The sequence below is a fragment of the Marinovum sp. J2-8 genome (genome assembly GCF_055808435.1).
Genome location: NZ_JBVVRZ010000005.1, coordinates 332351 through 355073 on the forward strand (window position 1 = coordinate 332351; position 22723 = coordinate 355073).

Below are 22723 nucleotides of genomic sequence, written 5' to 3' on the forward strand. Positions count from 1 at the left end.
TTAGGATCCTCCTGTTCTATTGGCTGACGCGCCTGCGCCAAGCCTCTTGTTTGGTGAGTTTGGGTTTGTTCCGCTTTCCGCCAGCGTCTTCAGCGGGGTCAGCGAACCTGTCGTTTCGATCTGCTCGCAGAGAAATTCGACAGACACTTGCAGGCGCATAGCCTCGGACCGCAGCAGGTCATAGGCCGCCTGGCTGTCGATGGTCATGCAGGACTGCACCAACGTGATAGCAGCCACCACCGTCGGTCGGGCGCGCAGCCGTGCATTCAGGTCCTCGACCTTGCGCATCAATCTGGTCCGAACCTCGAAATCATGGAACGCAACCACAAGGGCCGAAAAGATGCCGGTCGGTTGCAGGGGTTTGACCAGATAGGCCGAGGGCATCTGACCCAGCGTCCATTCGATCCGCCCCGGTGCCTCGCTGCCCATCAGGGCGATAAGGGGGATCGGCGCCTGCCCCCGTTCCCATCCGAATTGCTGATCATAGCCACGGTCCGCGTCGAAAAAGATGACGTCATAGCCTTCGGGCGAAACATTGTCGGCCGGCCAGATGCTTTCCGTGCAAAGCCCAAGCCGCCCGAGCTGGGCCGTTAGAACGGCGGAATTGTCGCCGGGCGGGTGAACAATCAACGCCCGCACATTGCGGAAATTTGGCAGTCCACGCCGTTTCATTGGGCCGCCCTTTCATCGGGCGAAGGTGCGTCTCCCAGGCGATGGGCATCGAAATCCACGAGATAGGGATCGGGCCGCATCGGGGCATCGCAGGTGTGAAAGATATCGAACTGTCCAGAGGTATTCGAAACCGCCAGCGCCGGGGTCAGGAAACAATGATTGTTGCCCGGATCAATCCAGATCCTGCCCTGAGGGGCATCGAACCGAACGTCGTAGAGTGCGGATTTCACGGCATCGAGCTCCTGCGTGCCCGCCTTCTGCAACGCACGTGCAAGAAGATGCGTCGTGTTATAGGCCGCCTCGGAGTTGGCCGATGTGACCATATCCGCCCCGTATCGCGCCCGGTATCCGGCGATGAAACGCGCATTGCATTCGCCCGGCGTGGATTGGAAGTAGACGCTCGACGCGATATGTCCGTCGGCCGCGTCCGGGGCCAGCCGGGCCAGTTCCGGTTCCGACAGCGTGTGACTGCACACCGGCATCACGTTGCAGGTCAACTCGGGATTGGCCTGCCGCGCCGCCTGCATCGCTCGCATGAAAGCTTCGGAGGACACCCCGATCAGCGAACTGAAAATATAGGACGGTCGGCTTTGAACGATCTCGTCGATAATCTTGTCGACCTCGACTGACCCCACCGGCACATACCGCTCCCAGAAGTCCCTTGCGCCGTGTTCGGTCACGCATTCGCGCATGATCCGGTTGCTTTCCCATCCCCAAATGTAATCCGAGCCGACGCAATAGGCGCGGTTGCCGAAATGCTGCAACATGTGGGACATCAGCGGCACCATGTGCTGGTTCGGCGATGCCCCGGTGTAGATCACGTTGTTGCAGTGCTCGAAGCCTTCGTAGTGTGAGGGATACCACAGCAGACCATCGTACTTTTCGAAGACCGGGATGACTTCCTTGCGGCTGGACGAGGTATAGCAGCCGACCACGTGTTTCAGCCCCCCCTGTTTCAGAAGCTTGCGACTGATGGCCTGATAGGCTTCGAGATCCCCACCCGGGTCCAGGATCACGGGATCCAGCTGAAAGTCGAACTGCGGGTCCGCGTTGACTTCGGACAGGGCCAGCAGCGCCCCGTTCTGAAGTTCCTGCGCAATCCCGGCGTAGGGGCCGGTGGTCGAAAAGACGATGCCGATGCTGATCTTTTCTTTTGACGACGTGGGTGTCGTCTGGGTGTTTTCAGATGTGTGCATCTGCAATCGCCTTTGTTGTTCTCACTCGATACCGGACCCCTGAACCAATCTGTGTCGGCCTCAACCGGCCACCTCTGTCGGCCCTGCCAGCAGCTCGGATCCCTTAGCCGAGGACAGCCCGAAACAGGCGCCCAGCACCATCGACACCGGCACCACCACGTAAGAGCTGTGGAAGGACAGCGACCAAAGCGCCTCGACGGTGAACCGGTCCGGCGTTTGCAGCAAAAAGGCGAAGGTCGCGGCATAGCCAAAGGTCGTGCCGGGAATGGAGGTCAGCGCCGGGATGTTTGCGGCCAGAATATAGAGCGCGATGCTGACCGCGACGACAAGCGCCGCCCAGATCGCATTGCCGATGACCGCCCCCATCGGGACCGCAACGATGACCAACGCGGCAGTCGAGGCAATGAAGACGCCGAAAGCGTTGGAAATAATCGTGGTTCGAAAGGCCGCCGTGTCGCCGCCGAGGGCGTAGAAGCAGGCCCAGGCCACAAAGGCCGCCCAGATCAGGATGGTCCCCATCGTGAGAAAGAACCAGACTGCGGCAAACCCGCATACCGAAACACTGATGGCTAGTGACGTGATCTTGGACATGGTGTCCTCCTTGTTTCCCGCGCGCAGTCCGCGACCCGGGTGTCTGTTGTTCGTTGTCCGCGGGTTCGCGGTGCGCCCATTCAGTCAGGGCAGCCAGCACGACCTGTTCAGGACAGATCTGCCGCCGGTCTGACCGCCGCCTTGGCGGTCAGACCCTGTGCGCGCGATCAATGGCAGGGAAAGCCGATCGCATGGCGCGTGTCGTGTGCCGTGTTATGCGCCATCGAGGTGTTGGACAGCCCCACACCAAAGACAAAAACAGCACCCAGCGTGAAGAGAACGAGAGAGAATTTCAGCCGTTCGGAAATCCCGGCGACCCGGTTGTCCTGAACGGTGATGGTTCCATTTTGCATTGTTTTCATATCCATATTCGTGGTTTCGATTGATAGTTTGGCCGTCAGTTGACGGTCACAACGTCCAGCCCCTGCATCGCCTCTGTCGAGATCAGTTCAGCCAGCTTTTCCTCGCTCCATCCTTCGGTGCCGTCCGGGCGCGCGGGAATGACGAAAAAGCGGATCTGCGCGCTACTGTCCCAGATCTCGATTTTCGTTCCGGCGGTCAGTTCGACTCCGAACTCCTTGAGCACTTCGCGCGGTTCACGCACGATACGCGCCCGAAATGCCGGGTCCTTGAACCAGTACGGCGGCAGTCCCAGCAGCGGCCAGGGCCAGCAGGAACACAGGGTGCAGGTCACGATGTGATGCACCGAGGCCGTGGACTCGACCGCCTTGAGGTTCTCACCCTCAATGCCGTCGCGGATGCCCAGTTCGGCGATCGCGGCGTTACAGTCGGCCAGCAGCCGCGTCTTGAACGCCGGATCTGTCCAGGCACGTGCGACAACCTTGGCGCCGTTGAACGGCCCCATTTCGGTGTCGAAGAAGTTGATGACGCGATCGACCGTGTCTTGGCCGATCAGGTTCTTTTCCCGGAACAGGGATTCCAGGGCCTTGGTGCGCGCGGCATAGTAGGACTCAGTCTCGCGCAGGTGGTGATGGTGGCCGTGGTCTTTGTCTGACATGTTCGTTTCCTTGGTTTCTTGGGTGCATGGTCAGTGCGCAGGCACCGGACATGCGGGCCTCGAGGCGCGGCTCAGGCGGCTTCCAGGTAGGTTTCAAAAACTTCGCTAAAGAGCGCGTCATCTGTGTCCGGCCGCTCGGGCCAGATGTCGCGGGTCATGAATTTGACCCGATAGATTGGCTGGGGCGTGCTGATGCTGTCGGTGGGAACGCTGTCGGTGTAGAGGATCGCCTTCGGATAGACCTCTTCGACGACACCAACCTTGTTGCGCAGATAGCCGATCAACCGTGTGTGCACCGCAGATGCCGGATCAAGCACACGCACCAGCTGCCCCACTTTGAATTCCGGATTCAGCGCCACATCGCGATAGGGATTGTCGCCGGTGAACATATAGTCGACCACCTGGTCGGTGACGGCCGGGTTGCCCTTTTCCGGCAGCGGCGCATCCGGATTGTCGAGGTAGTATTCCGTCAGCTCTTCGAGCTCGGCCTCGTTGATGTAGTTCCGCTCGACCAGATAGGCGGTCATCCCGCCCAGCCATTTGATGTAATAGCGGTACTTGAAGTAATCGAGCGGGTTCATCCCCTCTGCCTTCACTCGCAGATGCGGCCAGGCCCAGATGCCGGTCCCCATCATGCACATGTGAACACCGAAGAGCTGTTTTTCCCACTCTTCGACAAAGACCTTCTTTTCAGTACTGACGGGGCCCACGTTTTCGAGGCCACCCAGGAATTGTTGCAACTTCATAGTCGCTCCTCCGTGTTGAGCACAAAAAAAGCCCCCATGATCCGTCGGATCTTGGAGGCCACATTGCCGTGCGCTGAATGCGCTTATTTCCGGACCGGATCGTCTCTGGTCCACGCTCAAATCGTGGCATGATGATTTTCATCCAACAAGAACTTTTTTGGGACAGCCTCCTTGAAACGCGGAAATCAACCCAAAATCAGCGTATTCTGACGGCTGTCGCCTAAATTTTAATCCTTGATCTAAGCGCTTAATTTTATGCACTTTTTAGCCGCAGATCGTCGCCATTTGGGCCTTTCAACGGCGCGCGTGCAAAAAAGTTCAGGTCATCTGCATGTTTCAATTCGAAATCGCGTACCCCGCACCAGAATCGCCTGTTTTGCGGGTCGCGACGCCCCGACCGACAGGCTTGCGGGGGATTTCGACTTGACCCTTTTGCGCCACGCTCTTCATACTTCTTGGCTCACACCAACTGCCGGAAATGATCGCTGAACACGTGACCGCGAACCTGCACGAAATCCATATATGCCGAACCTGCGGCAAGACGGACGAAGCCCCCACAGGGCCCGCTCTGGCCCAGAGGCTACGCGCAGCTCTCACCAAAGAGGCGGCGTTTTCAGGCGTGAAGGTGCGCGACGCACGCTGCATGCTGACCTGCGGCTCACCGGTTGCCGTCAGTCTGACCAGCCCTGAAAAAATGTCCTATCTCTTCGCCGACGTGGACACGGAGCACGATCTGGACAACTTGCTGGCTCTTGTGCGGCTTTACATGGCAAGCCCTAGCGGCACCATAAACGATGCGCGCCCCATCGGACGCTTGCGCCATTGCCTAAAAGGACGTCTGCCAGCGCCTTTTGTAGACTGAGATAAGAGGAGCCTTTGAAAGGTGTGTCAGGCATCGACATCCCATTGTTTTCAAAGGGATATCGAAGGATATTACTTGGATTGTGTAGTGACTCTTGGATACGGGAAATGGGTTACCGCGATCCAATGCGGGACGCCAGTTGCCGACAGATTGCACCACAACCGTGACACCTCTCACCGCGCTGTCGTGTGTTGACCTTATGCGCTAGACTCACCCTGCGCCGCGAAGACCGATGAAGGGGCTGCAAGCCTCGCCCAAACGCTGTGGCAAGAGATAGACCGCCCGCCTGCCGGTTGCTTAGATCAATTTGCCGCGAGGGTTCATTGGTGCAAACGGCGTATCATCACCACATTGTTGAAGGCGTTCACCGCCTTTTTTGCGCGGGTTCTGCCACTTGCGAAGTTGATCGGGGCAATTGCCCCGGGTCTGCTCCCCCGCAAACTCCCAATAGAGCGCCAGCGCGCAAGACACGGTGATCTCTCCCGCGCTGCTTGACCGCCATGTTCACCTCCGCGGCCGGCGAATAACGCATACCGATTTGGATGGCAAAATGCACAGCAAAAACAGAGGCTTCCGCCGACCGACCCGACACCCCTATGTATCTTTCGACTACATCTAAGGAGGCTTACGCCAAGAGCCCAAAACGGTAAGTGGCGGAGGAGGTGGGATTCGAACCCACGGTAGACTTTCACCTACGTCGGTTTTCAAGACCGGTGCATTCGACCACTCTGCCACTCCTCCGCGTTTTGCCTCGTTAAACGGCGCTGACTGATTCTGCAAAGCCGTCTTGAAGGATTTCCGCCGATCGCCGCCGGCGGGCCTTTTCTTGCAGGCATCCTCGCGGTAGACTGGCCGCGAAGACGATGTGCAGGCAACAGTCAAAGACCGGAAAACCGGCAGGCGCCCTGAATTCGGGGCAACAAAGGCGAAGGGCAAGTCGATGAAATCTCAGCAAGGTACCTTTTGTGGTCCAAGGCGCGCAGTACGCGGTGCAATGGCCCGAAGGATTCTCGCCGCCAGCAGCGCATTGGTCCTGTTGGCCGCCTGTGAAAACGGAGCGGAAATGCCGGGGTTCCTGCAAAAGCGCGACACCGGCGACGCACAGGCAGCAACGCCGTCCAACCGATCGGTGACACTGGTGGAACGCGACGTCGAGGCGCCGAATGTGTTTCAGATCACCGAAGCCGGCCTATGGGACGGCCGTCCCTCGCTTGGCGGGGTTTGGGTGGCGCACCCGGATGTCAACGACCCCGAGCGGGTGATCATCCGCAACCCGTCGAACGGAAAATTCGTGATTGGCGCATTGTTCCGCAAGGAACGCTCCAACCCCGGTCCACGACTACAGGTGTCATCGGATGCGGCATCGGCGCTCAGCCTTGTGGCGGGACAGCCGACCAATCTGAATGTCACCGCCCTGCGCCGCGAAGAAACGCCGCAAGATCCCGAAAATGCCCAGCCCGGCGGGTTGGACGCGCCGGATGATGTGATCGCGACCGACCTTGATCCGATCGAGGATCTGGCCACCGCAGCCATTGATGACACCCCCGCCGCCGCCCCGCGGCGGCCCCGCCGACACCGACGCCCGCGCCGGTGACCTCGTCGCTCAGCAAGCCCTATATTCAGCTTGGTATCTTCTCGATTGAAAAGAACGCCAACAACACCGCCGCCGCCATGCGTTCCAAAGGGTTGATCCCAACGGTCAAAAAACAATCGAGCCAGGGCAAAACCTTCTGGCGGGTGATTGTCGGCCCGGCGCAAAGCACGCAGGAGCGGTCGGAAATCCTGTCCATCATCAAATCGGCTGGCTTCGCTGATGCCTATGCCGTGTCCAGTTAACCGCCCCGGATCCTTGGGGCCAAAACCGCAGAACCGGAAATGACATGATCCGCAGCACCCTTGCCGCCACAGTCCTTGCCGCTGCCGTCGCATGCGGCGCCGCCCTGCCCGCAGCGGCCTTTGATACCCCGGCCCGCTCCGCCTTTGTGGTGGACATCGGCACCGGCACCGTTTTGCTGGCCAAAGATGCCGATACCCCGTTGCCGCCGGCCTCGATGTCCAAATTGATGACGCTCTACATGGCGTTTGAGGCGATCCGCGATGGCCGTTTGCAGATCAACGAAAAACTGCCGGTGTCGCAGCATGCGATGTCTTATGGCGGGTCGACGATGTTTCTGGACACAACTGACCGCGTCCGCGTCGAGGATCTGTTGCGCGGCATTATCGTCCTGTCGGGCAATGACGCCTGTGCGGTGATTGCCGAAGCGCTCAGCCCGGATGGCACCGAAGCGGGGTTTGCCCGCTATATGACACGCCGCGCCCAGCAATTGGGCATGACCAACTCGACTTTTGCCAATTCAAACGGCTGGCCTGCTGCCGGGCATCGCATGTCGACCCGCGATCTGGCGCTGATTGCCCGCCGCATCATTGTGGATTTCCCGGAATTCTATCCGATGTTCGCCGAAACCAGCTATGCCTTTGACGGGCGTGCGCCGCAGAACGTCAACAACCGCAATCCATTGCTGAAGCTCGGCATTGGTGCGGATGGGTTGAAAACCGGCCATACGCAAGAGGCCGGGTATGGGCTTGTCGGTTCCGCCAAACAGGGCAACCGCCGGGTGGTCTTTGTGCTTTCCGGTCTGGACAGTGAACGCGCCCGCGCCGAAGAGGCGGAACAGGTGGTCAATTGGGCTTTCCGTCATTTCACCCAATCCCGCGTCGCCCAGCAAGGTCAGGTCGTGGCCGAGGCCGACGTCTGGATGGGGGCGGAAATGCAGGTCGGGCTGACCCCGGCCGAGGACATCGAAATGCTGGTGCCTGTGCTGGATGGCGGCAAGGTCCGCGCCGAAGTGGTGTTCCAATCGCCAATCGCCGCCCCGATCGCCAAGGGGGACAAGATCGGCGATATGATCATCACGCTGGAGGGTCTGCCAGAGACCACAGTGCCATTGGTGGCGGATCGCGACATTGCCTCTGGCGGGTTCATGTCGCGGGTGACCACGGCGGCGAAGCTGCTGGTCGAACAATGGGGCAGCTCCACAGCCGAGCCCAGCCCCGAAACCGCTTCCTGATCGCGACGGGCGGCGATGTTCCTTTCTTTTGAAGGTATAGACGGGTCAGGGAAATCCACCCAGGCCCGGCGGCTTGCCGAACACCTGCGCGCGCGGGGGCATGAGGTTGTGCTGACCCGTGAACCCGGCGGTTCCCCCGGGGCCGAGGAGATCCGCGCATTGGTGCTTCAGGGGGACCCGGATCGCTGGTCTGCCGAGACCGAGATCCTGCTGTTCACTGCCGCGCGTCGCGACCATTTGGAACGCACCATTCTGCCCGCGCTGGAGGCCGACAAAATTGTGATCTGTGACCGCTTTGCCGACAGCACGCGCATGTATCAAGGTCTGTCGCGCGGTGATTTGCGGCCTGTTGTCGACCAGTTGCACAGCCTGATGATCGGGCGTGATCCCGATCTGACGCTGCTGATTGATATGGACCCGGCGCTTGGCCTGGCCCGCGCCAAAGGCCGCAACGGCATTGAAGAACGATTTGAAGATTTCGGCGCCGAATTGCAGGAAAAGATGCGCGCCGGTTTTCTGGCACTTGCCGCAGAGTTTCCGGCCCGGTTCCGGGTGATCGACGGCGGGCGCGATATGGATGTGGTGGCGGCTGACCTGGCCAATCTGATAGACGCCCACCTATGAGTGATGATGTCCCCCAGCCAGACCAGATCGACGGCGCGCCACATCCGCGCGACACCCCGCGCCTGATTGCACAGGAGGCCGCCGAACAGGCGTTCCTGACGGCGGTGGGTTCTGGCCGGTTGCATCACGGCTGGATGATCGCCGGGCCGCGCGGTGTCGGCAAGGCAACGTTGGCCTGGCGGATTGCCCGGCATTTGCTTGCCAACCCACCGGGCGCAGACGACGGCGGCATGTTTGGTGCCCCGCCCCCGCCGGATACGCTGGATGTCGCTGCGGATCATCCGGTTGCCCGCCGGATTGCCGCCGGCTCAGAGCCGGGATTGTTCCGCCTGGTGCGTCCCTGGGACGACAAGGCCAAGCGCCTGCGCGCCGAAATCACCATTGCCGAAGTGCGCAAATTGAAATCGCGATTTGCGCTGTCCGCGGCGGATGGGGGCTGGCGGGTGGTGATCGTCGATGCGGCCGACGACATGAACCCCAATGCCGCCAATGCGCTTTTGAAACTGCTGGAAGAACCGCTGGCCGCTCGACCCTGTTGCTGGTCACCCATCAACCCTCTGCCTTGCTGCCAACCATCCGGTCGCGCTGTCGTATGCTGAACCTGCGTTCGCTGGCACCACCGGACATGTCGGCGGCCATGCAACAGGCGGGCGTCGACGTCACCCCGGAAGAGGCCGATGCGCTGGCCGCCCTGTCCGCCGGATCGGTGGGCGATGCCATCCGCCTGTCGCTGAACGAGGGGCCGGCGCTTTATGGTGCGATCATTTCCCTGCTCGACAGCCTGCCCCGGCTGGACCGCGCCCGCGCGCTGAAACTGGCCGAAGCGGCCACCGCACGCGGCGCCGAAGACCGGGTCAACACCATCTTTTCGCTGCTGGATCTGGCTTTGATCCGCCTGGCGCGCAGCGGCGCCACGGGCCAGATGCCCCTGCCCGCCGCCGCCCCGCGCGAGGCCGAGGTCTTTGCCCGTCTGGCACCCGATGCCCGCCGCGCCCGCGCCTGGGCCGAGATCGGCCAGGAGATTGCCGCCAGAACCCGTCATGGCCGGGCGGTCAATCTTGACCCTGCCGCGCTTGATCCTAGATACGATGATTAAACTCCAGAAAACCGCGACCGACATGGCCGCCTGAGGCCGGATATGAGCACACCAAAAATCACCGACAGCCACACTCATCTCGACTTTCCTGATTTCGAGGGGGAGCGCGCCGACCTGGTGGCCCGCGCGGTCGAGGCAGGCGTGCACCGCATGGTGACAATCTGCACCCGCCTGCGCAACGAACCGGACGTGCGCGCGCTGGCCGAAGAATTTGCACCGGTGTTCTACGCCGCAGGCACCCACCCGATGAGCGCCGCAGAAGAGCCGCTGGCCACCGTCGACGCGCTTGTGGCGCTGGCGCAGCATCCGAAATTTGTCGGCATTGGCGAAACCGGGCTGGATTACCATTATACCGCCGAAAGCGCCGAGGTGCAGAAAACCTCTCTGCGCATTCACATCGAAGCGGCGCAGATCACCGGCCTGCCGCTGATCATTCACGCCCGCGCCGCCGATGACGACATGGCCGAAATCCTGGAAACCGAGCATCGCAATGCGCCTTTTTCCTGTGTCATGCATTGCTTTTCTTCCAGCGCGGAACTGGCCAAACGCAGTCTGGATCTTGGGTTTTACCTGTCGATGTCGGGCATCACCGCCTTTCCCAAATCCCAGGAGCTGCGCGATATTTTTGCCGCCGCCCCCATCGACCGCATTTTGGTCGAAACCGATGCGCCGTATCTTGCGCCGCCGCCCCGGCGCGGCAAACGCAACGAACCGGCCTATGCCGCGTTTACCGCCCAGAAGGCGGCAGAGACTTTTGGCATGGAATTCGCCGATTTCGCCGCCCGGACCGAAGCCAATTTCGAACGCCTGTTTGCCAAGGCCGCTGCCTGGGACGCGACATGAGCGATCAATACCGTTTCACCATCCTTGGCTGTGGATCTTCCGGCGGCGTGCCCCGGCTTGGCGGTCATTGGGGCGAATGTGATCCCGAAAACCCGAAAAACCGCCGCAGCCGCTGTTCGATGTTGGTCGAACGCATCGGCCCGCAAGGCACCACAACCGTGTTGATTGATACCTCTCCTGATTTGCGCAATCAGCTTTTGGAGGCGGGCATCGGGCGGTTGGATGGCGTGGTCTATACCCATGCCCATGCCGACCATGTGCATGGCATCGACGATCTGCGGATGATCGTGTTCAACATGAAGACCCGCCTGCCGGTCTGGGCGGATGGTGCGACACAGGATTCACTGTTGAACCGGTTCGGCTATGCCTTTGTGCAACCTGCCGGATCCCCCTACCCGCCCATTCTGGACCTGAACACAATCGCGGGCGATGTGACCATTGATGGCCCCGGTGGCGCGATCACCTTTTCGCCGTTTGAGGTCAACCACGGGGCAATTGATGCATTGGGGTTCCGTATTGCCGGGCTGGCCTATCTGCCCGATGTCGCCCAAATCCCCGATGATGTCTGGCCAAAGTTGCAGGGCTTGGATGTCTGGGTGGTTGATGCGCTGCGCCGCGCGCCACATCCCACCCATTCGCATCTGTCGCAAACGCTTGACTGGATTGCGCGGGTTGCGCCGAAACGCGCGGTGCTGACCAATATGCATATTGATCTGGATTACGATGTGGTGGCCGCCGAAACCCCGGCCCATATCACACCTGCTTATGACGGCATGGAATTGGTCCTGCCATTATGAAGGGTCTGCGGGCATGACACGACATTATTGCGTCCCTCCCGTGCCCCCCTGCCGCAACTGACCCGAAAGGCGGTCCGCCATGCAAGCGCTTCTTGACGTCATTCTTCCGGTCTTTCTGGTCATTGGGGCTGGATATCTTGCGGCCTGGCGCGGGTTCCTGAGCGAAGGTGCCATCGACGGGTTGATGGAATTCACCCAGAAAATCGCGATCCCGATGTTGCTGTTCAAGGCAATTTCGACGCTGGATCTGGGACAGAACATCGACCTTGCCCTGTTGGTCAGTTTCTACACCGGGTCGCTGACCGGGTTCCTGTCCGGGCTGCTGGCGGGGCGGTATTTGTTCAAACGTGACTGGGAAGATTCGGTTGCAATCGGGTTTTGTTGCCTGTTTGCCAATTCGGTCATGCTGGGACTTGCCATCACCGAAAGCGCCTATGGCACCGCAGCTTTGGCGCCAAACTACGCCATTGTCGCGATGCATTCGCCGTTTTGCTATGGCATCGGCATCACCGCGATGGAGATTGCCCGGTCCCGTGGCACGCCAGCGCGCCATATGCCGGCCAAGATCCTGCGGGCGATGTTCCGCAATGCCTTGGTGATTGGTATTCTCTTGGGCCTGGCGGTCAATTTGTCCGGTATTGTCCTGCCCGAGGTCGCGCAATCGGGGCTTGATCTGGTGGTGCGGTCCGCAATCCCCTGTGCGCTGTTTGCCATGGGCGGGGTCATGTTTCGCTATCGCCCCGATGGCGATTTTCGCATCATCGCCTTTGTCTGTTTGATTTCGCTGATCCTGCATCCGTCAATCACCTATGGTCTCAGCCGGTTCAACGAGCTGACCGCCGGGGCAACCCGATCTGCGGTGCTGACGGCGACGATGGCGCCGGGCATCAATGCCTATGTGTTTGCAAACATGTATGGCGTGGCGAAGCGGGTTGCGGCCTCTTCGGTGTTGATCGCGACGGCGCTGTCGATTTTGACGATCTGGGTCTGGCTGTCCATTTTGCCGTGATTTGCGGCTGATGACATGCGGCTTGCTGGCATTTGACCGGCGTCGAAACCGCCGCGTCATCACCCCGCCTGCTCAACTGTGACCGCTGTCTTTCAACCGCGCGGCCATCTCGCTCAGCGCGTCATAGAGCTGTCCGACCTCTGGCCGCCAGTCCGTAACAGCCGCGCTTTGCGCCCGGACAACATCGTTGTCGCCCCGTGCCGCCGGACCGGTCAAGGCGGCCTGTGGACCAACCGCCAGCACATTGTCGACCGTCCCGCGCAAAAGTGCGGCATGCAGATCGTCAACCACCGCATCCGGCACATCCGCCGCCGCCCAGGCCTCGCGCGCAAGCGCCTGTAAAACAGTGGTAAAATTGTTCGATATGACCGCAGCCGCGTGATAGATTTCCTTGGCCTCGGATCGGATGGAAAAACAGGTTGCCCCCATCGCAGTGAACAGGATTTCGATCTCGGGCGCGGCGGCGCCCTCGATGCCGCAATAACAGCCGTCGAACTGCCGGGCGGCACTGGCCGGATCGGCAAAAGACAACACAGGATGGGCGCTGGCCCCGCGCCAACCGCCGTCGATCAATGGCGCCAGAATGTCCGCGCGATGAAATCCGCTGCAATGGGCAACAATCGCCGGGGGCCGGTCAATCTGCGCCAATTGTCCGGCGACATGCGCGATCTGGTCATCGGGCACCGTCAACAGCCACAGATCCGCAGGTCGCATTTGATCCAGACGCCGCGCCACCCGCCCCACGCCCGCAAAGGCCTGCGCCGCCTGGGCGCGCTCAGGGCTGCGGCCAAAGATATCCAGCACCGCAACATCCGCATCACCCGCCAGCCGTCGCAGCAGCGTCGTTCCGACCTTGCCCGGCCCAATCAGATTGACAGTCCTGATACGCTGCATCCCGTTATCCTTTGTCGAAACGGATGGAAACCAAAGCAGGATCAAGAGAAAATTTTGGTGCGGGTGAAGGGACTCGAACCCCCACGCCATAGGCGCCAGAACCTAAATCTGGTGCGTCTACCAATTCCGCCACACCCGCACGTTTCACGGCATCATCCCGTGTTCGCAGGTCTCTAACAAAGCTTTGCAAGGGATGCGAGAGGATTCGCAGCCCAAAGACACCAGAAAAGCCACGGTATTAACCCGATATTGGGATATCCGAGGCAAAATGACGGCAGGAAATTACAGGTACGGCCATGAAACCGAAAACACTCGGGCGCGCAGCGGGATCTTCTCCGCTGTCCGGATCAATGCCGGGCGACGCGCAGGCATGTCATACTGCACAGGCCCGGTTGAACGGTCTGCTTGCCGGGACCTGTCTGCTGACAATGGATGGCGAAATTCCGGTGGAATTTCTGTCCCCCGGTGACCGGATCATCACCCGCGATGTCGGGGTGGCGGTGCTGCGCGACATTCAAACAACTGAAGTCAAATGTGAATCGGTGACCGTTGCCGCCGGATCTTTGGGCCATACCCGCCCGGATCTGGACATGGTGATGCCCGCCCGCCAGCGGGTTCTGGTGCGCGATTGGCGCGCTCAGACCCTGTTCGGGAAGAAATCTGCCCTGGTGCCGGCATCTCGTCTGGTCGACAATCAATTTGTCACACTCAACCGCGCAAGGGTTTTGCGTTTGATACAATTGCGCTTTGACACGGCGCATATCCTCTACGCCAATGGGGTAGAGGTCGAAAGCTGCGCCCCGGTATCCGCCATCACCCGGTGACATCCGGCACCGCAGTGGCGCTGGCCAAGTTTGATGGCCCCAAGGCCCACTCCCGATGCCAGCCCTGTCAAACCACATGCCTATCTAACCAAATACCCAGTCAAACCACATGCTCGATCAAAGCAAAATTGATGTCGGAAATCGCCCCAGAACGATCAAAGGGCCGCATTTTGCAACACAAGTGGCAATTGGTCTGGCAGATCCTCGGCGATCAATCCCGGCCCAAATGCGCGGGCGCATTCCACATGCAGCCAAGCGGCGGTTTCAGCCGCCTGTAGTGGCGCCAAACCCCGGGCCAGCAGACCGCAGACAAACCCGGCCAACACGTCGCCCGATCCCGCCGTTGCCAGCCATGGCGCTGCGCGATCGTAAGCGGCCGCATGGATCAAACACGCGCCGCTGGGGTCGGCAATCACCGTATCCGGCCCCTTGAACAGCACAACACAGCCCGCACGCGCCGCGGCCTCGCGCACCGCATCGACCTTGGAATATGCCGGGCCGCGCATCGGCGCCTGGCTGAGCCTCTCTGCAATGTCCGGGAAAAGGCGGGCAAATTCGCCGCCATGGGGTGTCAGAACGCAACCCGGATGCAACATGTCGAACACCCTGTCCGGCGCATCCGCAAAAGCCGACAGGGCATCCGCATCCAGCGCAACGCCGGGTCTATGCGGCGCTTGCAACGCCACCGGCACCAAGTCGCGGGATCGTTCAAGCCCGAGCCCCGGCCCAAGGCACAGCGCCGAGATCCGCGAATTCCCCAGCGCATCAGCCAGGGCCGCGGCGTCGTCCACGCGTCGCATCATCAGCGCCGTGATCTGGCTGGCGACCTCGATCTGTGCCGCCCCCGGCACACCCAATGTCACCAATCCGGCCCCGATCCGAAGCGCGCCCCGCGCCGCCAACCGTGCCGCGCCGGTCCTGCCAAATCCACCGCTGAGGACCAATGCATGGCCATGTGCGAATTTATGCCCCCTCCGCTTGCAGAGATCCGCCCCCACCGGCGCTTTCACAAGGCGCGCGACCTCACCTGAACCAAGCGGCGAAGCCCCAAGACCGATGTCCTTGACCACAACCTTGCCGCAAATATCCGGCCCATCCGCCAGCACATGACCCGGCTTCATGCTATGGAAGGTGACCGTGATCTGGCTTTCGACATGGGATGGGCCCGGCTGTGGGTCGCCACTTGCCCCGCGCAGCTGTCCTATGGTGCGCCCGCTGTCGCTACAGAGCCCGCTGGGTATATCCACGGAGGTGAGTCGGCAATTCGCGCGGGATTGTGACCGGGCCTGCGCGGTGTCATTGTTGAGATTCGAAAACAGCTCCGACAGATCCGCAATCGGGCGTTTCAACCCGGTCCCGAAAATGGCGTCAACAATCAGGTCCGGCGCGTCAGAGGTCACATCGCCCACACCGGCCAACGCAAGAACCGGCCCCACCTGTTGCCAGCGATCAAGATTTGTCTTCGCATCCGGCGACAGCTTCAACGGGTCGCCATAGAGGAAAACCTCGACCGCCCAACCGCGCGCCTGCAACAGCCGCGCAATGACAAAACCGTCACCGCCATTGTTGCCCGGCCCACAGAGCACAACCGCCCTATGCGCCCCCTTCGCCAGTTCCGGCCATTGCCCGATCACCGCCGCAACCACACCCGCGCCGGCCCGCTCCATCAACTCCAGCCCGGTGACCTCTTTGCTGGCAATGGCCGCCTGTTCCAGCGCCCGCATCTGTGCCGCAGTCAGCAATTCGGTCATATCCGCGCCCTCAATTCATTTTCGCTTGTATTTTGGGCAAAACGCCTATCTTTTAAGCTCAAAGATTTTGCCCCTGCTCAAATCGACCACTTCTCAACCCTACACAATTGTAGCCCCGCAGTAGAAGTGGTCTGACCTGCAAAAGCACGGGGTTTGCGAGGAGGTTTCACATGAAAAAGATCGAAGCGATCATCAAGCCATTCAAACTTGATGAAGTCAAAGAGGCGCTTCAGGATGTTGGCGTCCAGGGCCTTAGCGTGGTCGAAGTCAAAGGTTTCGGGCGGCAAAAAGGCCATACCGAACTCTATCGCGGCGCAGAATATGTTGTCGACTTTCTGCCAAAGGTGAAGATCGAAGTCGTACTTGACGACGATCAGGTCGATCAGGCAATCGAAGCGATTGTCGAAGCGGCAAAAACCGACAAGATCGGCGATGGCAAGATCTTTGTCAGCACGATCGAACAGGCCATTCGCATCCGGACCGGCGAAACCGGTTCCGACGCACTGTAATCACACGACACGCGCCCCGGACATGGTCCGGGGTCTCTTGACGTTGTCGGGCGGGTTCCGGTCACAACCGGGCCCAAACACCAAGAAAATGTTCTTATCAAACAAGGGAATGACGAAATGAGCGCAAAGGACCTGGTCAAACTGATCAAAGATGAGGAAGTGGCTTACGTCGATATCCGCTTCACCGACCCGCGCGGCAAACTGCAACACGTGACCGTCATCGAAAGCGAAGTTGACGAGGATTTCCTCGAAGACGGCTTCATGTTCGACGGCTCGTCCATTGCAGGTTGGAAATCCATCGAAGCATCGGACATGAAATTGATGCCCGACTGCGACAGCGCCTATATCGACCCCTTCTATGCTGAAAAAACCATCTGCGTGCATTGCTCGGTTGTCGAGCCGGACACTGGCGAACCTTATGCCCGTGACCCACGCGGCACAGCCGAAAAAGCCGAAGCTTACCTGAAAGCATCGGGCATCGGTGACACGTCTTTCTGGGGTCCGGAAGCGGAATTCTTCCTGTTTGACGATGTGCGTTTCTCGAACTCGATCAACAAGGTATCCTACGAAGTTGATGCAATCGACGCTTCGTGGAACACCGACACCGAATACGAAATGGGCAACACCGGCCACCGTCCGGGCGTCAAGGGCGGCTATTTCCCTGTGAACCCGATCGACGACGGCCAGGACATCCGTTCGGAAATGCTCTCGACCATGAAGCGCCTCGGCATGAAGGTCGACAAGCACCACCACGAAGTGGCATCCTGCCAGCACGAGCTGGGCCTTGTGTTCGGCACGCTGACCACCCAGGCGGATGAGCTGCAGAAGTACAAATATGTCGTGCACAACGTCGCACAGGCCTATGGCAAGACCGCGACCTTCATGCCCAAGCCGATCTATGGCGACAACGGCACCGGCATGCACTGCAACATGTCGATCTGGAAAGACGGCAAGCCGCTGTTTGCTGGCGACAAATACGCCGATCTGTCCGACGAAGCGCTGTGGTTCATCGGTGGTATCCTGAAGCACGCCAAAACGCTGAACGCGTTCACCAACCCGTCGACCAACAGCTACAAGCGTCTGATCCCAGGCTTTGAAGCCCCGGTTCTGCGCGCCTATTCGGCCTCCAACCGGTCGGGTTGTGTTCGTATTCCTTGGACCAACTCGCCCAAAGCCAAGCGCGTCGAAGCACGTTTCCCCGATCCTTCGGCGAACCCCTACCTGTGCTTTGCGGCCCTGCTGATGGCTGGCCTTGACGGCATCACCAACAAGATCAACCCGGGCGAGGCGATGGACAAGAACCTCTATGACCTGCCGCCGGAAGAGCTTGAAGGTATCCCAACCGTCTGTGGCAGCCTGCGCGAAGCGATTGACTGCCTGGCCTCTGATCATGACTTCCTTCTGGCCGGTGACGTGTTCACCAAAGACCAGATCGACGGCTACATCGAGCTGAAGATGGAAGAAATCGAACTGTACGAACACACACCCCACCCGGTTGAGTTCGGCATGTACTACAGCTGCTAAACTGTTCCCGGTTTCAGCACTGACCACAAAAGATGGGCGTCCTTCGGGGCGCCCATTTTGCTTTTGTCCAACCCCACTTTTATCGAACCGCCACTTTTATCGAACCGCCACGCAAAAGCCGGATTGCCGCCTCAAAACCGAACCTGTGCGCCACGCAAAAAGATGTACCGATTTTTTTCATACGTTTTCCAAGGACAGGTTCCATGACCGGAAAATCCAGCTTTGAAGACAGATTGTCCCGCATCGCCGCGCGCACCGAGGCAGAGCTTCAGTCCAAACAGCGGCCCGGGGCCCGCGCCCCCCGCCCAACCAAAAGCATCCGCAACGGCAGAGCGCGCGCCATCCTGCTGCCGGCGGCATCGGTGGTCATCGGATTGGGGCTGATGGCGGTCCTGTTGACCAAGACCAACGATACGCTCACCGAAATGGGCTTTGACGACAGCGAACGCTGCCAGTTCGCCCGCGGCACCATGCTCAGCGACAAATACCGCGAGTTGATGGGCCTGAAGGTCGAACCGGGCTGTGAGTAAGATCATTTTTTCGGTGAATTCGTTAAAATGTCGAGATAGGGTGATCTGACAAGAGTTTGGATCAACAGGATATCCGCCATGCGCCGTTTCATCGTTTCGCTTTCTTTTGCCCTTTGTCTGTCCGCGCCCGCCGTTCACGCAGCCCAATGCGGCAACAATTCCTCTGGATTTGAACGCTGGAAAGGCGAATTCGCCCAAGAGGCCCAGCGCGCAGGCGTGGGCCAACGCGGGCTTCAGGCGCTGGCGTCGGCGCAATATTCCACCGGCACCATTCGCGCCGACCGCAACCAAAAGGGCGTGAAATACAAACTGGATGACTTCATTCGCATCCGGCTTGGCTCGCTCAACAGTTTTGCCAGCCAGGCCAAGAAGCACAAGGCACGCAATGCCGGTTTCTATGCGTCGCTGGAACAACGCTATGGCGTGCCGTCGGGGATTTTGCTGGCCATTCATGGCATGGAAACCGGATTTGGCCGCAATATGGGCAGCACGCCGGTGGTGTCGTCGATCACAACCGTCGCCTATGATTGCCGCCGCTCGGGTTTCTTCACCCCACATGCGCTGGCGGCGCTGCAAATGGTCGATCGCGGCATGCTGTCACCGACGCAAAAGGGCGCCTTCCACGGCGAGCTGGGCCACACCCAGTTTCTGCCGGGCAATGCGTTGAAATATGGTGCGGATGGCAACGGCGACGGCCGGGTCAATTTCTATGACGTTGCCGATGCCATGGCATCCACCGCCAATTTTCTGCGCGCCAAGGGCTGGAAGCCCGGTCGTGGCTATCAACAGGGCGAAGCAAATTTCCGCGTGCTGAACGAATGGAACGCCGCAACGGTCTATCAACAGGCCATTGCGCTGAGCGCGATCAAGATCGACAGCTGATCCCGCGACTTTCGCAATAAAAAAGGCCCGGCGCATCTGCGATCCGGGCCTTTTTCAATCCTTTGATCTGTCAGAACTTGCGCAACGCCAGAACCGAATTCAGGCCGCCAAAGGCAAATGCATTGGACAGGGCCACATCAACCTTGGCTTCGCGTGCGACATTGGGCACCACATCCAGCGCGCATTCCGGATCTGGTTCCTCATATCCGATGGTGGGCGCGATGATCCCGTCGCGCAGCGCCATGATACAGGCCAGAAGCTCAACCGCGCCGGTGCCGCCAATCAAATGGCCATGCATCGACTTGGTCGAAGAGATCATCAGCTTGTCGGAATGGGCGCCAAACACATCGGCCACAGCCGCGCTTTCGGTTTTGTCATTGGCCGCGGTGCCGGTGCCATGGGCATTGATATAACCGACCTCTGTCGGTTCGATCTTGGCATCTTGCATCGCGCCGCGAATGGCGCGCGCCGCGCCACTTTTCGACGGCATCACGATGTCAGAGGCGTCAGACGACATGGCGAATCCCACCACCTCAGCCAGGATTTCAGCGCCGCGTTTCTTGGCATGGTCATAGTCTTCGAACACATAGATCGCCGCGCCCTCGCCCTGAACCATGCCGTTGCGGTTGGCGCTGAATGGGCGGCAGGCGTCTTTTGACATGACGCGCAGACCTTCCCAGGCTTTGACGCCGCCGAAACACAGCATCGATTCAGATCCGCCCGTGATCATCACCGGTGCCATGCCGCCATGCACCATTTGAAACGCCTGGCTCATCGCATGATTGGACGAGGCACAGGCGGTCGACACGGTAAACGACGGCCCCTTCAGGTTGAATTCGATCGACACATGCGACGCCGCCGCATTGTTCATCAACTTTGGCACCACAAAGGGATGCACACGGTTTTTGCCGTCCTCATAGACAGAGCGATAATTGGCATCCAGCGTGGTCATACCGCCGCCGGAATTGCCCAGCACCACGCCGGAACGTGCCGCCAATTCACCGGAAAATGTCAGCCCGGATTGCGCCAGCGCCTCGCGCGCGGCAATCAGGGTGAATTGGGTGAACCGATCATAAAGCGCCAATTGCTGGCGGTTGAACCGGCTTTCTGGATCGAACCCGCGCACCTGGCCGCCGATCCGGATCGACAGCCGGTCGACATCGGGAATGTCCAGCGGCCCAATCCCGCAGCGCCCTTCGCGCATTGCCTCTAACGTATCCGCAACATTGTGACCCAGCGCGTTGATCGTCCCCGCGCCGGTAATGACCACCCGTTTCATGGCAATTTGTCCCGTTTTCGCAAGCGACGCCCGATGGGGCCCTAGGCTTGCTTTTCTTTGATCAATGCCTCGATGCCCGTCACAATTGACTGCACCGAAGAAATATCGAAATCGCTTTCCGATGGTTCGTTGGCATTGAAGGGGATCGAAATATCAAACGCCTCTTCGATGGCGAAAATGCTTTCGACCAAACCCAGGCTGTCGATCCCCAGATCGTCCAGCGTGGCATCCATCTTGATGTCTTCTACGTCCAGCACAGCCTGTTCGGCGATGATGTCCACGACTTTACTTTTCACATCCATCGTCATGCCCTCTGATCCACCTACGGGTGATTTAGTCGCTCTGCCCCAACTTGGAAACTGCTTTTTTAAGCGCGGCAACATCGCGCATCAGACGTGGCAAGCGGCGCAGGGATTTGTAGCTTTCCATCTGGCTGTCCATCTTGGTGGCCGGATAGCCCAGCACAACCCGCCCGCTTGGGACATTGGACAGGATCTTTGACCCGCCGCCGGCAATTACCTGGTCCCCGATAAAGATATTGTCGCTGATCCCGACCTGACCGCCAAAGACACAATTGTTGCCGATGCGAACCGATCCCGCGATGCCGACCTGACCGCACAGCAGGCAATCCCGGCCCACCTGAACGTTATGGCCGACATGCACAAGATTGTCGATTTTGGTGCCGTCGCCGATCACCGTATCGCGGATCGTGCCCCGGTCGATACAGGAATTCGCGCCCATTTCCACGTTGTCGCCAATGGTCACCCCGCCCAGAGAATGAATGCGCGCCCAGCCCTGGGCCGCGCCCTCGCCCTGATCGCCCAGCGTATCGCGGGCACGTTCGACGGCGCTCTCTTCTGCGGTGACAAAGGAAAACCCGTCGGACCCGACCCGCGCCCCCGGTTGGCAGATAAAATTCCGGCCGATTTGCACGCCATGGCACAGCACAACCTGTTCCCGCAGCAAGGCCCCCGCGCCCAGCACCACATCGGCACCAATGAAACATTGCGGCCCGATCACCGATCCTGCGCTGATCTGCGCCCGTGGGCCAATCACCGTCCCCGGGCCAATCTGGACATCAGCGCCAATCAGGGCCGTTGGATCAACCACCGCAGAGGCATGCACGCCCTCGCCATAGTGCGGGCCCTGATCCATCATCGCCGACAGGCCGGACATCACAAACCGTGGCCGTGGCGCAAGGATCGCAGCCTCCAGCCCCAGGGCCTGCCAATCAGCGCCGCCCCACAACATCGCGGCACGCGCCGCCCCTTTGGAAAGGGCCTCGGCATATTCCGGCTTCATCGCCAGCGCCAGATGATCCGGCCCGGCGTCGGCCGGTTCACTTACCGCTTTGATCACAATATCGACGGCACCCACAGCTTCACAGCCGAGCGCCGTCGCGATGTCCTGAACGCTATGGTTCATCTTGCGCCTCGCATATCATTGCGGGCTGGGTTTATCCCTGAACCGAGGTCAGCGCCACCCCTGCGTTGCGCAGCGCCTGATAGACCTGTGCGTCGCGGCCATAGATGTCGGCAACGTAATGCACGCGTCCCTTGGCATCGGTAAAGGCGGTGCGATAGATCAGATGCACCTGAATGGGCTGCTCAAGATTGACGCGCTGGTTCTTGCCCGATTGCAACCGGGTTTGAAAGAAACTGACCGGATCATCGGTCTGAACCGCCAGAAGCGCATAGGCAAATTCAAACGGTTCCGCCAACCGGATACAGCCATGCGAATAGGCCCGCACTTCATGGGCGAACAGGCTTTTGGCCGGGGTGTCGTGCAGATAGATATTGTTGGAATTGGGGAACATGAATTTCACCAAGCCCAAGGCGTTGCTGTTCGACGGCGGCTGGCGCAGGTAGAAGGGGAAGGTCCGCCCGGAATAGGCGGCGAAATTCACCGCCGACCGTGGCACAACCCGACCGCGGCTGTCGATCACCTGAAGGTGGCTGACAGCATTGCGATTGTTGCGCATCAACGGCAGGTATTCATTCGTCGTGAT

At 60.0% G+C, this 22723-nt stretch carries 23 protein-coding genes, 2 tRNA genes and 2 pseudogenes; 13 read left to right on the forward strand and 14 right to left on the reverse strand.

The genetic code is table 11. From position 1 onward, the window contains the following. From AC0L4F_RS16885 to nthB, 6 genes are all read right to left on the reverse strand, one after another. Positions 1-672 carry an ANTAR domain-containing response regulator gene (locus AC0L4F_RS16885; RefSeq protein WP_244690323.1) on the reverse strand — a complete coding sequence of 224 codons (672 nt, stop codon included), beginning with the start codon at positions 670-672 and terminating at the stop codon, positions 1-3. Continuing rightward, positions 669-1868, reverse strand: a complete 1200-nt coding sequence (locus tag AC0L4F_RS16890) for a transporter substrate-binding domain-containing protein (RefSeq protein ID WP_244690325.1) — start codon at positions 1866-1868, stop codon at positions 669-671. The genes AC0L4F_RS16885 and AC0L4F_RS16890 overlap by 4 nt, the downstream gene beginning before the upstream one ends. A gap of 60 nt (positions 1869-1928) precedes the next feature. After that, a complete protein-coding gene (locus AC0L4F_RS16895) occupies positions 1929-2459 on the reverse strand; it encodes a DUF1097 domain-containing protein (RefSeq protein ID WP_244690327.1) in 531 nt (176 codons plus the stop codon). Positions 2460-2626: 167 nt separating this feature from the next. Beyond that, the gene (locus tag AC0L4F_RS16900; RefSeq protein ID WP_244690329.1) at positions 2627-2812 is read right to left on the reverse strand and encodes a CbtB domain-containing protein; all 186 of its coding nucleotides are present in this window, start codon (positions 2810-2812) and stop codon (positions 2627-2629) included. A gap of 44 nt (positions 2813-2856) precedes the next feature. Then, a complete protein-coding gene (gene nthA, locus AC0L4F_RS16905) occupies positions 2857-3477 on the reverse strand; it encodes a nitrile hydratase subunit alpha (RefSeq protein WP_244690331.1) in 621 nt (206 codons plus the stop codon). A 71-nt stretch (positions 3478-3548) separates the two neighbouring features. After that, positions 3549-4223 carry a nitrile hydratase subunit beta gene (nthB, locus tag AC0L4F_RS16910; protein ID WP_244690333.1) on the reverse strand — a complete coding sequence of 225 codons (675 nt, stop codon included), beginning with the start codon at positions 4221-4223 and terminating at the stop codon, positions 3549-3551. 478 nt (positions 4224-4701) lie between these two features. On the opposite strand from nthB, the gene AC0L4F_RS16915 reads away from it, so the two are divergent. Next, a complete protein-coding gene (locus tag AC0L4F_RS16915; protein WP_244690335.1) occupies positions 4702-5085 on the forward strand; it encodes a DUF1636 domain-containing protein in 384 nt (127 codons plus the stop codon). A 651-nt stretch (positions 5086-5736) separates the two neighbouring features. Here AC0L4F_RS16915 and AC0L4F_RS16920 read toward each other — a convergent pair. Continuing rightward, a tRNA-Ser gene (locus AC0L4F_RS16920) sits at positions 5737-5826 on the reverse strand. A 253-nt stretch (positions 5827-6079) separates the two neighbouring features. On the opposite strand from AC0L4F_RS16920, the pseudogene AC0L4F_RS16925 reads away from it, so the two are divergent. From AC0L4F_RS16925 to AC0L4F_RS16955, 7 genes and pseudogenes are all read left to right on the forward strand, one after another. Further along, positions 6080-6921 (forward strand): annotated as a pseudogene (locus tag AC0L4F_RS16925) (SPOR domain-containing protein). Between the two features lie 44 nt (positions 6922-6965). Next, on the forward strand, positions 6966-8153 hold the full coding sequence (locus AC0L4F_RS16930) for a D-alanyl-D-alanine carboxypeptidase family protein (RefSeq protein WP_244690337.1): 1188 nt from the start codon (positions 6966-6968) through the stop codon (positions 8151-8153). Between the two features lie 15 nt (positions 8154-8168). Then, positions 8169-8777, forward strand: a complete 609-nt coding sequence (tmk, locus tag AC0L4F_RS16935) for a dTMP kinase (protein WP_244690340.1) — start codon at positions 8169-8171, stop codon at positions 8775-8777. Further along, positions 8774-9907: pseudogene (locus AC0L4F_RS16940) on the forward strand (DNA polymerase III subunit delta'). Before tmk ends, AC0L4F_RS16940 begins: the two are co-directional and overlap by 4 nt. An 8-nt stretch (positions 9908-9915) precedes the next feature. Further along, positions 9916-10716, forward strand: coding sequence for a TatD family hydrolase (locus AC0L4F_RS16945; RefSeq protein ID WP_244690342.1), 801 nt, complete (start codon positions 9916-9918; stop codon positions 10714-10716). Next, positions 10713-11513, forward strand: a complete 801-nt coding sequence (locus AC0L4F_RS16950; protein WP_244690344.1) for an MBL fold metallo-hydrolase — start codon at positions 10713-10715, stop codon at positions 11511-11513. Before AC0L4F_RS16945 ends, AC0L4F_RS16950 begins: the two co-directional genes overlap by 4 nt. Positions 11514-11592: 79 nt before the next feature. Next, positions 11593-12522, forward strand: coding sequence for an AEC family transporter (locus AC0L4F_RS16955; protein WP_244690346.1), 930 nt, complete (start codon positions 11593-11595; stop codon positions 12520-12522). Positions 12523-12594: 72 nt separating this feature from the next. Here the strand turns inward: AC0L4F_RS16955 and AC0L4F_RS16960 are convergent, their stop codons facing one another. Together AC0L4F_RS16960 and AC0L4F_RS16965 are read right to left on the reverse strand one after the other, a co-directional pair. Further along, positions 12595-13416, reverse strand: coding sequence for a Rossmann-like and DUF2520 domain-containing protein (locus AC0L4F_RS16960; protein ID WP_244690348.1), 822 nt, complete (start codon positions 13414-13416; stop codon positions 12595-12597). A 55-nt stretch (positions 13417-13471) separates the two neighbouring features. After that, positions 13472-13555: transfer RNA gene (locus AC0L4F_RS16965), tRNA-Leu, on the reverse strand. 157 nt (positions 13556-13712) lie between these two features. Here AC0L4F_RS16965 and AC0L4F_RS16970 point away from each other — a divergent pair. After that, positions 13713-14240 (forward strand): Hint domain-containing protein, encoded by a 528-nt coding sequence (locus tag AC0L4F_RS16970; RefSeq protein WP_244690350.1) that lies wholly within the window; start codon positions 13713-13715, stop codon positions 14238-14240. A 155-nt stretch (positions 14241-14395) separates the two neighbouring features. Here AC0L4F_RS16970 and AC0L4F_RS16975 read toward each other — a convergent pair whose 3' ends face one another. Next, positions 14396-15991: an NAD(P)H-hydrate dehydratase gene (locus tag AC0L4F_RS16975; protein WP_244690352.1), complete on the reverse strand. Its 1596-nt coding sequence runs from the start codon at positions 15989-15991 to the stop codon at positions 14396-14398. A 170-nt stretch (positions 15992-16161) separates the two neighbouring features. On the opposite strand from AC0L4F_RS16975, the gene AC0L4F_RS16980 reads away from it, so the two are divergent. The 4 genes from AC0L4F_RS16980 to AC0L4F_RS16995 all read left to right on the forward strand — a co-directional run bounded on the left by AC0L4F_RS16980 (position 16162) and on the right by AC0L4F_RS16995 (position 19436). After that, positions 16162-16500 carry a P-II family nitrogen regulator gene (locus AC0L4F_RS16980; protein WP_244690354.1) on the forward strand — a complete coding sequence of 113 codons (339 nt, stop codon included), beginning with the start codon at positions 16162-16164 and terminating at the stop codon, positions 16498-16500. A gap of 117 nt (positions 16501-16617) precedes the next feature. After that, positions 16618-18024: a type I glutamate--ammonia ligase gene (glnA, locus tag AC0L4F_RS16985; RefSeq protein WP_244690356.1), complete on the forward strand. Its 1407-nt coding sequence runs from the start codon at positions 16618-16620 to the stop codon at positions 18022-18024. Positions 18025-18227: 203 nt separating this feature from the next. Then, positions 18228-18554, forward strand: coding sequence for a hypothetical protein (locus AC0L4F_RS16990; RefSeq protein ID WP_244690358.1), 327 nt, complete (start codon positions 18228-18230; stop codon positions 18552-18554). Positions 18555-18632: 78 nt separating this feature from the next. Beyond that, positions 18633-19436, forward strand: coding sequence for a lytic murein transglycosylase (locus AC0L4F_RS16995; RefSeq protein ID WP_244690394.1), 804 nt, complete (start codon positions 18633-18635; stop codon positions 19434-19436). A gap of 70 nt (positions 19437-19506) precedes the next feature. On the opposite strand, the gene AC0L4F_RS17000 is transcribed toward AC0L4F_RS16995, so the two are convergent. The 4 genes from AC0L4F_RS17000 to AC0L4F_RS17015 form a co-directional block, all read right to left on the reverse strand. Beyond that, positions 19507-20715: a beta-ketoacyl-[acyl-carrier-protein] synthase family protein gene (locus AC0L4F_RS17000; protein WP_244690396.1), complete on the reverse strand. Its 1209-nt coding sequence runs from the start codon at positions 20713-20715 to the stop codon at positions 19507-19509. Positions 20716-20756: 41 nt separating this feature from the next. Further along, entirely contained in the window at positions 20757-21017 is a 261-nt protein-coding gene (locus AC0L4F_RS17005) for an acyl carrier protein (protein ID WP_244690398.1), read from the reverse strand. A 31-nt stretch (positions 21018-21048) separates the two neighbouring features. Beyond that, positions 21049-22140 carry a UDP-3-O-(3-hydroxymyristoyl)glucosamine N-acyltransferase gene (gene lpxD, locus AC0L4F_RS17010; RefSeq protein ID WP_244690400.1) on the reverse strand — a complete coding sequence of 364 codons (1092 nt, stop codon included), beginning with the start codon at positions 22138-22140 and terminating at the stop codon, positions 21049-21051. A gap of 31 nt (positions 22141-22171) precedes the next feature. Further along, the coding region (locus AC0L4F_RS17015) for a L,D-transpeptidase family protein (protein WP_244690402.1) at positions 22172-22723 on the reverse strand (552 nt) is incomplete at its 5' end.

Excerpts from the sequence above, each read along its gene's own strand:
- AC0L4F_RS16885 (WP_244690323.1), bottom strand. The coding sequence starts at position 672 with ATGAAACGGCGTGGACTGCCAAATTTCCGCAATGTGCGGGCGTTGATT.
- AC0L4F_RS16890 (WP_244690325.1), bottom strand. The coding sequence starts at position 1,868 with ATGCACACATCTGAAAACACCCAGACGACACCCACGTCGTCAAAAGAA.
- AC0L4F_RS16895 (WP_244690327.1), bottom strand. The coding sequence starts at position 2,459 with ATGTCCAAGATCACGTCACTAGCCATCAGTGTTTCGGTATGCGGGTTT.
- AC0L4F_RS16900 (WP_244690329.1), bottom strand. The coding sequence starts at position 2,812 with ATGCAAAATGGAACCATCACCGTTCAGGACAACCGGGTCGCCGGGATT.
- nthA (WP_244690331.1), bottom strand. The coding sequence starts at position 3,477 with ATGTCAGACAAAGACCACGGCCACCATCACCACCTGCGCGAGACTGAG.
- nthB (WP_244690333.1), bottom strand. The coding sequence starts at position 4,223 with ATGAAGTTGCAACAATTCCTGGGTGGCCTCGAAAACGTGGGCCCCGTC.
- AC0L4F_RS16915 (WP_244690335.1), top strand. The coding sequence starts at position 4,702 with ATGATCGCTGAACACGTGACCGCGAACCTGCACGAAATCCATATATGC.
- AC0L4F_RS16930 (WP_244690337.1), top strand. The coding sequence starts at position 6,966 with ATGATCCGCAGCACCCTTGCCGCCACAGTCCTTGCCGCTGCCGTCGCA.
- tmk (WP_244690340.1), top strand. The coding sequence starts at position 8,169 with ATGTTCCTTTCTTTTGAAGGTATAGACGGGTCAGGGAAATCCACCCAG.
- AC0L4F_RS16945 (WP_244690342.1), top strand. The coding sequence starts at position 9,916 with ATGAGCACACCAAAAATCACCGACAGCCACACTCATCTCGACTTTCCT.
- AC0L4F_RS16950 (WP_244690344.1), top strand. The coding sequence starts at position 10,713 with ATGAGCGATCAATACCGTTTCACCATCCTTGGCTGTGGATCTTCCGGC.
- AC0L4F_RS16955 (WP_244690346.1), top strand. The coding sequence starts at position 11,593 with ATGCAAGCGCTTCTTGACGTCATTCTTCCGGTCTTTCTGGTCATTGGG.
- AC0L4F_RS16960 (WP_244690348.1), bottom strand. The coding sequence starts at position 13,416 with ATGCAGCGTATCAGGACTGTCAATCTGATTGGGCCGGGCAAGGTCGGA.
- AC0L4F_RS16970 (WP_244690350.1), top strand. The coding sequence starts at position 13,713 with ATGAAACCGAAAACACTCGGGCGCGCAGCGGGATCTTCTCCGCTGTCC.
- AC0L4F_RS16975 (WP_244690352.1), bottom strand. The coding sequence starts at position 15,991 with ATGACCGAATTGCTGACTGCGGCACAGATGCGGGCGCTGGAACAGGCG.
- AC0L4F_RS16980 (WP_244690354.1), top strand. The coding sequence starts at position 16,162 with ATGAAAAAGATCGAAGCGATCATCAAGCCATTCAAACTTGATGAAGTC.
- glnA (WP_244690356.1), top strand. The coding sequence starts at position 16,618 with ATGAGCGCAAAGGACCTGGTCAAACTGATCAAAGATGAGGAAGTGGCT.
- AC0L4F_RS16990 (WP_244690358.1), top strand. The coding sequence starts at position 18,228 with ATGACCGGAAAATCCAGCTTTGAAGACAGATTGTCCCGCATCGCCGCG.
- AC0L4F_RS16995 (WP_244690394.1), top strand. The coding sequence starts at position 18,633 with ATGCGCCGTTTCATCGTTTCGCTTTCTTTTGCCCTTTGTCTGTCCGCG.
- AC0L4F_RS17000 (WP_244690396.1), bottom strand. The coding sequence starts at position 20,715 with ATGAAACGGGTGGTCATTACCGGCGCGGGGACGATCAACGCGCTGGGT.
- AC0L4F_RS17005 (WP_244690398.1), bottom strand. The coding sequence starts at position 21,017 with ATGGATGTGAAAAGTAAAGTCGTGGACATCATCGCCGAACAGGCTGTG.
- lpxD (WP_244690400.1), bottom strand. The coding sequence starts at position 22,140 with ATGAACCATAGCGTTCAGGACATCGCGACGGCGCTCGGCTGTGAAGCT.